The 9,386-nt window shown below is 57.9% G+C and carries 9 protein-coding genes and 1 pseudogene; 9 read left to right on the forward strand and 1 reads right to left on the reverse strand.

What is annotated here, in order from left to right; translation table 11 throughout:
- Positions 1-148 precede the first annotated feature (148 nt).
- Positions 149-358 (forward strand): hypothetical protein, encoded by a 210-nt coding sequence (locus tag P0D80_RS38665; RefSeq protein ID WP_408179952.1) that lies wholly within the window; start codon positions 149-151, stop codon positions 356-358.
- A 107-nt stretch (positions 359-465) separates the two neighbouring features.
- Here P0D80_RS38665 and P0D80_RS38670 read toward each other — a convergent pair whose 3' ends face one another.
- Positions 466-750, reverse strand: coding sequence for an asparaginase domain-containing protein (locus tag P0D80_RS38670; RefSeq protein ID WP_408179951.1), 285 nt, complete (start codon positions 748-750; stop codon positions 466-468).
- Between the two features lie 262 nt (positions 751-1,012).
- Here P0D80_RS38670 and P0D80_RS38675 point away from each other — a divergent pair, with 262 nt between their 5' ends.
- From P0D80_RS38675 to P0D80_RS38710, 8 genes and pseudogenes are all read left to right on the forward strand, one after another.
- On the forward strand, positions 1,013-2,953 hold the full coding sequence (locus tag P0D80_RS38675; RefSeq protein ID WP_408179950.1) for a sensor domain-containing diguanylate cyclase: 1,941 nt from the start codon (positions 1,013-1,015) through the stop codon (positions 2,951-2,953).
- A pseudogene (locus tag P0D80_RS38680) lies at positions 2,913-3,059 on the forward strand (EamA family transporter); the annotation flags it as partial. The gene P0D80_RS38675 and the pseudogene P0D80_RS38680, both read left to right, overlap by 41 nt.
- Positions 3,060-3,272: 213 nt before the next feature.
- Entirely contained in the window at positions 3,273-4,250 is a 978-nt protein-coding gene (locus tag P0D80_RS38685; RefSeq protein ID WP_408179949.1) for a chromate resistance protein ChrB domain-containing protein, read from the forward strand.
- Positions 4,247-5,431, forward strand: a complete 1,185-nt coding sequence (locus P0D80_RS38690) for a chromate transporter (protein WP_408179948.1) — start codon at positions 4,247-4,249, stop codon at positions 5,429-5,431. Before P0D80_RS38685 ends, P0D80_RS38690 begins: the two co-directional genes overlap by 4 nt.
- 37 nt (positions 5,432-5,468) lie before the next feature.
- On the forward strand, positions 5,469-6,203 hold the full coding sequence (locus tag P0D80_RS38695; protein WP_408291678.1) for a superoxide dismutase: 735 nt from the start codon (positions 5,469-5,471) through the stop codon (positions 6,201-6,203).
- Positions 6,200-6,652: a chromate resistance protein ChrB domain-containing protein gene (locus tag P0D80_RS38700; RefSeq protein ID WP_408179946.1), complete on the forward strand. Its 453-nt coding sequence runs from the start codon at positions 6,200-6,202 to the stop codon at positions 6,650-6,652. The genes P0D80_RS38695 and P0D80_RS38700 overlap by 4 nt, the downstream gene beginning before the upstream one ends.
- A gap of 25 nt (positions 6,653-6,677) precedes the next feature.
- A complete protein-coding gene (locus tag P0D80_RS38705; RefSeq protein WP_408291682.1) occupies positions 6,678-7,730 on the forward strand; it encodes a hypothetical protein in 1,053 nt (350 codons plus the stop codon).
- Between the two features lie 452 nt (positions 7,731-8,182).
- Positions 8,183-9,386: sensor histidine kinase (locus P0D80_RS38710; RefSeq protein ID WP_408291680.1), on the forward strand; the 1,204-nt coding region annotated here is incomplete at its 3' end.

The following is a 9,386-nucleotide window of genomic DNA, read 5'->3' on the forward strand; positions in this document are numbered from 1 at the left end:
GGCGCAGAGCCTTGATGCATGCCTTCCAAGCAGAGACTTAAAAAAGCCGGTGGGCCGCCGGCTCCCTCCGGTGATAGGGGGCTTAAGAATAGGTGTGAGCCAGTTTCGTACCGCCTGTGCGATATCGGCCGAAGATAGGAAACCCAACATGAAACTTGACGACGCCACTTTCCGGCAACTGCGCCGTCTTGCTCCTGTACTCGACGACTTGCTGAACGCGGGTGAGGTAGAGCATCCCGACCAGGCGGTACATCTTGCTGCATTGGCGCAACTTTGCTCACATGTGTTCGAGGCGTATCAGCGTCAGCATCCTGATGAGACGGCGCAGGCGCGGCTCGACGCAATCGAGTCCCAATAGCACACGCCGTCCTGGTTGCAAGACCCGTAAATCGACACCGGAATCAGCAGGCGTGAGCTCCTTTGCACCTGAGCACGAGGCAGCGTGCGCGGCACGAATAACGACGGTCAAGCGAACTTGCTTTGCCAGTCAGCTCGACAACCGTTCAACCTGAGTTGGCGGTCGGGCGAGGATTCGGGCCGGCGCACGGGCTTGTCGCTTTTCACCACGAGGTTGAGGAAGTAGGCCGTTTCTTCGAGCGTCTCTGTTCCATGCGTGATGACCACACCAGCGATGTCAGGTTGAGCCAGAAGTGTATTTACCCGCCTGGCCAGCTTCAGCAAAATTTCATTAGTGATGTTCTCGCTTCCGAGGTTCAGCGCCTGCTCGCCAGACACCTGCGCCTTTTCCAAGCGACGAAACCGACTTCAATAGAACGTCCGCAGTGAGGACTTCGGACTTGTAGCCGGTGGTTTTCCGTTTCGCTCGCGCCAGTTCCAGCGATAGTGCCACCCGTCGGCAGTACGGTAACGTGAGGCACCGCACATTTAGCGCACTCGTCGCGAACGGGGCGTCAATAACTTGTCGAGAGGATTTACGACTCTTCCTAAAGTTTGAGACGTAAGCGCCGATAAACGATTTGCACAGAACTGTTGAACGAGGGTCGCGGGGACCGTGTCGCCTGACAACCTTGAAACACAAGATAGGTGGAAGATGGGTGAAGGACGATTTTCGGCTTCAACACGTTTGCCAGCAGCGGACCAAGAAACAACTACGCGCTCAAGAGAAGCAGACCGTCGCCTCTATCACGTGGTCGTGGCGACGATTGCATCTTTTTGCCTCGTTGTTGTCAGTGGTCAGCTTAAAACCATGGCCGGCGAAATCGTCGCTGTCTGGATAGCCGACGGCTACCTGCTCGGACACCTGATGGCGGTTCCACGCCGCAGCAAGCCGTCTATCCTTATAGGCGGGGTAATCGGGAACCTTGTAGCAAACCTGATGGGCGGCGAAAGCCTCTACGTATCTCTTTCCTTCACCGCGGGCGGTATGGTCGAAGTGTGTACGGCTGCTTTGCTTCTGCCGTGGGTTAGTTCTTCAAAGGAACTGATAAACCCGAGAACGTTTCTTCGATTTGTGCTCGTAGCAGGTGCTCTCGCTCCGCTAGTTTCTGGTTTGGCTGCGGTTTTACTATTGCAGGGTGTCTTCACCACCCATCCTTTTTCTTCCTTTTCTAACTGGGTGATATCCGCGTCGCTCGGTTTTGTGATATTCACGCCCGTGACTTTGAATATCGTCTCAGGTGAATGGCGGAGCCTGTTGGAACCCGGGAATCGGATGAAGTCGCTGGCGTTACTGGCGCTTGTCGGATGCGTCACAACCTTGATATTCGTCCAGACGAGCCAGTCGGTGCTTTACTGGGCTCTGCCTCCGCTCGCCCTCCTTGCGTTCCACGCCGAGCTTTCAACCGTTCTTCTCGGCATCCTACTTTTCATCAGCATTGCTGTGCCACTGACGGTGCGCGGAATGGGGCCGCTCTGGTTGACCACTTTCAGCAACATGCAGGAACGCATCCTTGCGCTTCAGGTCTTCACGGTAGCCGCCCTGTCTATCGCGCTCCCCATCACTGTGTTGCAAGTTCAACGCAATCGTCTCGTTTCTCTGGTCATCGACGGTCATCGCAGATTTCGCCAGTTAGCTGAACACTCCGACGAGGTCATTATTCAACTCGCTTCGAACGGCGAGTTCCAGTATGTATCTCCCCGCGTAAGACATACCCTTGGATACGAGCCCCACGACCTGGTTGGATGCAAAATAGAACGGATGGTCCATCAGGATGACTGGCACCGCCTCAAGCAGGCGATGACAGCTGCGAGCACAGAGCACATGGAGGCGTCTGTCGAATACCGGTTACGGCGCAGAGACCAGTCTTTCATATGGGTCCGGAGCTTCATTGCCGCGATGCCCGCCGAACCGACTGACGGACACGCAGCGATGGCGTTTACCGTCAGGGACATTAATACCCGCGTATTGTCCGAACAACGTCGAAATGCGGAAGAAGAGAAGTTGAAGCAGTTGGCCTACGTCGATAGTCTCACCGGGCTTGGGAACAGACGCTTCTTTGATGCCGAGTTCAATTCATATTTTGCACCGGGAACTGCGGCCGTTCCGGAGACGGCGGTACTATTTATCGACGTAGATTTCTTTAAGAAGTACAACGACAGGTATGGACATTCGGCTGGCGACGAGTGTCTAAAGACTGTTGGCAAATGCATCAAGGCAGCGATACGAGACGGCGACCTGCTTGCTCGATATGGCGGCGAAGAGTTCGTTGTCGCGCTTAGTGGCTGTTCGTATGCCGAAGCAGTCGAAGCAGCCGAACGGATTCGAGCCAATATCGAGGGCCTTGCTGTCGCACACGAAGGAAGTCCTCTTGGCGCTCTTACGTTAAGCATAGGCGTCGCACACATGAGCGAAGCCGACGCTATCAACCCAGGCGAATTGCTGGAGCTAGCTGACTCAGCGCTGTATGAAGCAAAACGTCTTGGACGAAACCGGGTTTTCCATCGGCGCACTCCATCGGCACCGGCACGACGAACACCATCAGCACACGTATGATTTTGAGTGGGAGGGCGAGGAACCCCATACGCACCTCCATCAACACGCGCCTATCACCCACACGCACGCACATTTACCCGATATTCACCACCGCCGCATCCACTGACACCGGAAGCGAATCTTCGCTTTGAAAGGTCGACGACCGGTGCATTCTGCGCCGGCCGTCGGACATCGGTTCGTCATCGGGACCGTTGGCCCCCAATTCTCTTCCAGCCAGTTTCAAAGGCTCCAGGTCGGCACCGCTCCAGTCCCGCCAGTCTCAACCCTTGCTCGAAATTCGTTCTTGTAGAGTAATCTACCGTGTTGTAACGTATACAACATGAATTCGCTAAACGATTGGCTCCTCCTCGTACTGACGCTGCCGACTGATAACGCCACTGCCCGGATGCGCTTCTGGCGTGCCCTCAAGGCCAAAGGCTGTGCTGTCTTACGGGACGGCGTCTACCTGCTTCCCGCGACCGATGCCGCAGAAGCCGAACTGTTGGAGCTCGGAACAAGCATCGGCGACGCAGGCGGAGCGGCCCATGTCGTGCGTACTTCTAGCCGGGGAGCGGACCAGGAGGCCGAATTTCGGTGCCTGTTCGATAGAACCGACGAGTACGCAGCCTTCGCGCGGTTGCTGGCGGATGCAAGAAAAACCCTGTCGGACCTCTCCCCGGCCGAAATCACCCGCTTATTGCGCCGTGTTGGCAAGGACTTCGAGGCCATTTCAGGCATCGACTTTTTTCGGAACGAGGCATCTACGCGGGCCGAGGCCGCCTGGCAGGACTTCGTTGCGTTGGCGAACACCGTCCTGTCGCCGGGGGAACCTCATCAGGCCGAGGGTGCGATTGTCGTACTGCGTCGCGAAGACCATCAGGGCCGGACCTGGGCAACCCGTCAACGCCTGTGGGTCGACCGCGTTGCCAGCGCGTGGCTCATCCGGCGCTTTATCGATTCGCGGGCACGCTTTCTGTGGCTCGCGTCGCCGGGCGAGTGCCCGGAAGATGCGCTGGGATTTGACTTCGACGGCGCTGCATTTACGCACGTGGGCGACCGCGTGACCTTTGAGGTGCTGGTGGCCAGCTTCGGACTTGAAGACGAGCCGGGGCTGCTCAAGCTGGGCGCGTTGGTGCACGCGCTCGATATCGGTGGCCCGGTTGTACCGGAAGCCGTCGGCTTCGAAGCGGTAATGGCCGGGGCAAAAGCACGCGCGTTGAGCGACGACGAAATGCTCGCAGAGATGAGCAACGTCCTCGATTCCCTGCTCGCGCACTTTGCCGCATCTGGGAATACTGACGCCGGGAAACGTCCATGAGCACAGTCACGCACGCCGCGCCCACTTATACACTGGGCCAGCTCGTCCGCTACATGCTGCGGCTCGGCACCATTGGCTTCGGTGGCCCGGTCGCCCTGGCCGGCTATATGCGCCGCGACCTCGTTGAACGGCTGGGCTGGATTAGCGAAGAAGACTACAAGGAAGGGATAGCACTGGCGCAACTGGCGCCGGGACCGATGGCCGCGCAACTGGCCATCTATCTTGGATATGTGCACTTTCGGGTGCTGGGTGCCACCCTCGTGGGAATTGCCTTCGTCATCCCTTCGTTTCTGATGGTGGTGGCGCTCGGCTGGGCGTATGCACGCTTTGGTGGCCTGTCGTGGATGCAGGCGGTGTTCTACGGCGTGGGAGCGGCTGTTGTCGGCATCATCGCGATGAGCGCCTACAAGCTGACAACAAAGACAGTCGGCGCGGACAAGCTCCTGTGGGCGATTTTCCTGACGCTGGCCGCCGTGACGTTCATCACGGAGTCCGAGATTGCGTGGCTCTTCATTGCAGCAGGGGTTATCGGGTGGCTAAGACGTGCTCCGCCAAAGTGGCTCACCAAAGGTTCCGTGCATGGACTTGCTGTGGGGTACCTGCCGACGATGAGCGGCGTGCTCAGCGGGCTGGACCTCCCGCTGCTTGGCCAGATAGGACTGTTCTTCGCCAAGGCCGGCGCGTTCGTGTTCGGCTCCGGTCTCGCCATCGTGCCGTTCCTGTACGGAGGCGTGGTCACAGAACATCACTGGCTGAATGACCGTCAGTTTGTCGATGCTGTTGCGGTCGCGATGATTACGCCTGGCCCAGTCGTCATCACGGTCGGCTTCATTGGATTTCTGGTGGCGGGTTTTTCGGGCGCTTGTGTCGCTGCGCTAGGGACTTTCCTGCCCTGCTATCTGTTCACGGTTCTGCCGGCGCCGTACTTCAAAAAATACGGAAAGTTGCCGGCCGTAAAGGCATTCGTTGACGGCATCACGGCCGCCGCCGTCGGCGCCATCACGGGTTCCGTACTGGTTATCGCAAAGCGTTCGCTCATTGACATTCCCACTGTGGCGCTGGCCGTTGCGACCGTGCTGCTTTTGTGGCGCTTCAAGAAATTGCAGGAGCCGTTCATCGTAGTCGCGGCAGCCCTGTTTGGTCTTGTCGTTTATCCGCTCATTCATTCTCACGGTATCTAACAACGCGCGTTTTGCGCAGTCTGCAAGGAAAGCAATCATGGCAACACGTCGTACCTTCCTGCATAACTCGGCTGCTGTTGGTGCAGGAATCATGCTGGCCCAGGCACAAACTGTACGTGCCGCAGAAGAGCCCGGTTACACAGACAAGCTCACGGACGCGGACGGCAAATACGTCGCAGCGCCATTGCCATTCGCCTACGATGCGCTTGAGCCAGTCATCGACGCGCGCACCGTTGAACTGCACTACAACTTTCACCATAAGCCGGCGGCAGTCGCAGCGAACAAAGCTGAAGATGGATTGGCAAAAGCTCGCGAGTCGAATGACTTCTCGCTGGTGAAATTCTACGAGAAAGAACTCGCGTTTCAGTTGTCCAGTCACATCCTGCATACCATTTATTGGACCAGTGTCTCGGGCAAAGGTGGCGAGCCGAAGGGTGACTTGGCAAAGGCAATAGACAAAAATTTCGGCTCCTACGCGAAGTTCAAGGCGCAACTAGTTGCGGCAACCGTTGCTGTGGAAGCGTCTGGCTGGGGCATCGTTGGCTACCATGCAGCGACCTCAAAGCTCATGGTCCTGCAGTGTGAGAACCATCAAAAGCTCACAGCCTGGGGCATTCAGCCCGTCCTCGTGCTAGACGTGTTTGAGCACGCGTACTACCTGAAGTATCAGAACAAGCGCGGCGACTACGTCAATCAGCTGTTTAGCCTCATCAACTGGGATAATGCGGCCCAGAGAATGCAAGCCGCACTACCTGCGCGGAGGATGACATGAAATGGATTACTCGCGAGCGCCCGAAAATTGACCGCATTGCCTGCCCCTGGCTGGTCCAACGGTTCATCGATAAGTCGCCGGAATTTCTCTTTGTACCGGCGGACCAGGTGCTGGCCGTCGCCGAGCTCGAAGGTGCGATACCGTTTGATATCCCTGGCGTGAAGCTGACTCACGTTGGCGAGCTCTGCAGTTTCGACACTTTCCTGGCGGAATATCAATTGTCGGACCCAGCCTTGGCCGCGCTTGCAGTAATCGTACGAGGCGCGGATACGGCGCGCCTCGACCTGGCCCCTCAGGCTGCGGGACTGCTTGCCTTGTCTTTGGGCCTCTCCCGGATATTTGAGAACGACCATGAGATGCTTTCGCATGGCATGGTGATGTATGACGCGCTCTATGCGTGGTGTCGCGATTTCCAAAGTGAAAAACACGATTGGCCGCCCGCAGCGTAGAAAGCGAGAGCATTGGTACAAAGACATGGTCCCGTCTGGCCGGTCATCGACGCTTCGAACCTTCGCTGTTGCAGCTCTGGCGATTGCCACACTTGCCTCTGCTTCAAGTGGTCCGACGAACACCGAGGAGGCGTTCGAAGCCTCCAATCTACCTCTGCGGAAAGTCGCCGACGTTCCGCTTGGCGGTAAGACCACACGCTTCGATTACGAAAGCTTCGACCCAACCCGACACCTGCTATTTATCGCACACCTGGGCGATAGTGAAATCGTCGTCTTTAATACTAATATGTCTCGCGTGGTTGGACGCATCGCCGGCGTCAGTTCGGTTCATGGAGTGCTGGCAATTCCTGAGCTGGGGCGCGTATATGCGTCGGCTACCGGAGAAGACGAAGCGGTCGCCATCGACATGACGACTCTTGGAATATCCGCTCGCATCCCGACCGGCGCCTACCCGGACGGGATGGCCTATGCCCCAGAGGCGCACAAGCTCTATGTTTCGGATGAAACCGGTGGCTCGGAGACGGTCATTGACGTGACATCAAACCGGCGAGTCGCAACCATCTCGCTTGGCGGTGAGGCGGGCAACACCCAGTATGACCCAAGCTCAAAGCACATTTTTGTCAACGTACAAACGCGCAATCAGCTGATTGAAATCGACCCGGCCAGTGACCAGATTGTTGCGCGGATTGACGTGCCCGGCGCGAAGGGAAACCACGGGCTGCTAATAGATGCTAACCAGCGGCTCGCAATCATCGCGTGCGAGGGGAACGACCGACTCATCGTTCTCGACATGCGCACCATGCGCGCGACATCATCGTTCGAAGTCGGAAAGGACCCGGATGTCCTCGCGTATGACCCTCCACTGCATTTGTTGTACGTCGCCGGCGAAGCAGGAGTTGTCTCAATGTTTCGTGTGGAAACAGGTGCGCTCTCAAAACTGGGTGACGGTCATATCGGCCCAAACGCGCACGTTGTAGCGGTAGACCTCGAGACACACCGCTCCTACTTCCCGCTCAAGAACTTGGGTGGACGGCCGATGCTTCGCATTCTGGAGCCTAGGAGCCAAGGGATGCGCTGAGACATATGTAGCGAATGGCTTTGTGCGTTATATGCCTTCTGAATTCAGCTACCGCTTGCAGTTCGAGGACGATGCGCCACAAGCAATTTCGAGATGCTACCGTTTGTGGAGCGAGGCCGCCCTTGCAAGCAAGCAGGTACGAACCCTCGTTGACTTTGTGCCGCCCCTCCCGTCATGTGAAATTCGCCGCTGTGAACAAGGTCGCTCTGGCGCCCGTCGGTCGAGCTTGCAGCATCCTGGCATCCCGACCTCCGAGCCCCCTCTATTTTTCCAGTCGCTCTGTCAGCCATGCAAAGCAGTCGCGCGCCCAGTCAAACGGATGAGCTTGCCCGCAGGCCGGTCCGCACCGCAGATTACGCGGCCGAGAACCGAGCGCTTGTGGCGCTCGCCCGGACTCAGGCCGGCCCGCGCTCCGCATTTCTGCAAGCCATCGCGGACACGGCTCTGACACTGTGCCGTGCGGGAGCGCAGGCATCAGTCTTGCCGAAGGACCGGATGACAATCGGGTCTTCAGGTGGCTCGCGGTCGCCGGGCTCTGCGCTGGCCTGCGTGGCCATACGACAGCATGGGACGAGTGCCCGTGCGCTGTGACCCTGGAGGCGGGGACACCACAACTATTCGTCAATCCGCAGGCTCAGTTCCATTGCCTCGCGTTTCCGGGAGTCGAAGTACCGGAAGGCATAGTCGTTCCAATCAAGGCTGAGAATGCGGAGCTGGGGGCGATATGGGTGATGTCACACACACAGGAATGCAGATTTGACCTCGAAGACGTCAGACTCCTCTCAAACCTCGCCGTTTTCGCCGGCTCGGCGTTGACCATCGTCAATGCCCGCGACAGCGGTGAAGAGAGCGACCGACGACACAACGAGTTTATCGCCATGCTCAGCCACGAGTTGCGAAATCCAATGGCGCCAATCGATGGCGCCATAAGTGCAGCAAAACGACTTTGCGCCGAAAACGAAAGAGCCGTCGAAGTCCTGACTATTGCGCAACGCCAGATGAGGCATCTGCGGACTCTGGTCGATGACCTGCTCGACGCCGCCCGTCTGAAACATGGCAAGCTCGCTATCAAGCACAGCGACACATCACTCAGCGACATTGTGTCTGATGCTGTGACAGCCATCAGACATCACATCGCATCCCGCAGGCACACACTCAAAATCACGGGGCTGGACGAGCCCGTCCCCGTGCGTGCTGACCACGTCCGCCTGAGCCAGGTGCTGGGCAATCTCCTTTCGAACGCAGCGAAATACACACCTGTCGGAGGCACCATCGAGCTCGATGTTCGTGTCGAGCCAAACAACTCGAGCGAGGAGACACCCGGGCTGATTGTTATTGACGTCACTGACAACGGAATTGGCATCGATAGCGCCGTCCTGCCGCACGTCTTCGAGTTATTCGCGCAGTCTGCCCGTGGCCAGGCGCGTTCCGAAGGAGGCTTGGGAATCGGGCTCGCGGTGGCAAAGCGGATGGTCGAACTTCACCATGGAACAATCTCAATTAGGAGCGAAGGCGTGGGCAAAGGCACGGTTGTGACACTCCGTTTGCCGATAGCCAGGACCATAGCAAATACAGACGCAGGCGCCCCCGGAGCGACCGCTGCGGCTCCCGAACCGGCGCGTCTCCTGCTTGTTGACGACAATCAGGATGCGCTCA

This window comes from Paraburkholderia sp. RL17-373-BIF-A (genome assembly GCF_046030175.1).
Classification (GTDB): domain Bacteria; phylum Pseudomonadota; class Gammaproteobacteria; order Burkholderiales; family Burkholderiaceae; genus Paraburkholderia.

Coding starts and splice junctions, on each gene's coding strand:
- P0D80_RS38700 (WP_408179946.1), top strand. CDS start 6,200: ATGAAATGGATTACTCGCGAGCGCCCGAAAATTGACCGCATTGCCTGC.
- P0D80_RS38695 (WP_408291678.1), top strand. CDS start 5,469: ATGGCAACACGTCGTACCTTCCTGCATAACTCGGCTGCTGTTGGTGCA.
- P0D80_RS38665 (WP_408179952.1), top strand. CDS start 149: ATGAAACTTGACGACGCCACTTTCCGGCAACTGCGCCGTCTTGCTCCT.
- P0D80_RS38685 (WP_408179949.1), top strand. CDS start 3,273: ATGAATTCGCTAAACGATTGGCTCCTCCTCGTACTGACGCTGCCGACT.
- P0D80_RS38705 (WP_408291682.1), top strand. CDS start 6,678: ATGGTCCCGTCTGGCCGGTCATCGACGCTTCGAACCTTCGCTGTTGCA.
- P0D80_RS38690 (WP_408179948.1), top strand. CDS start 4,247: ATGAGCACAGTCACGCACGCCGCGCCCACTTATACACTGGGCCAGCTC.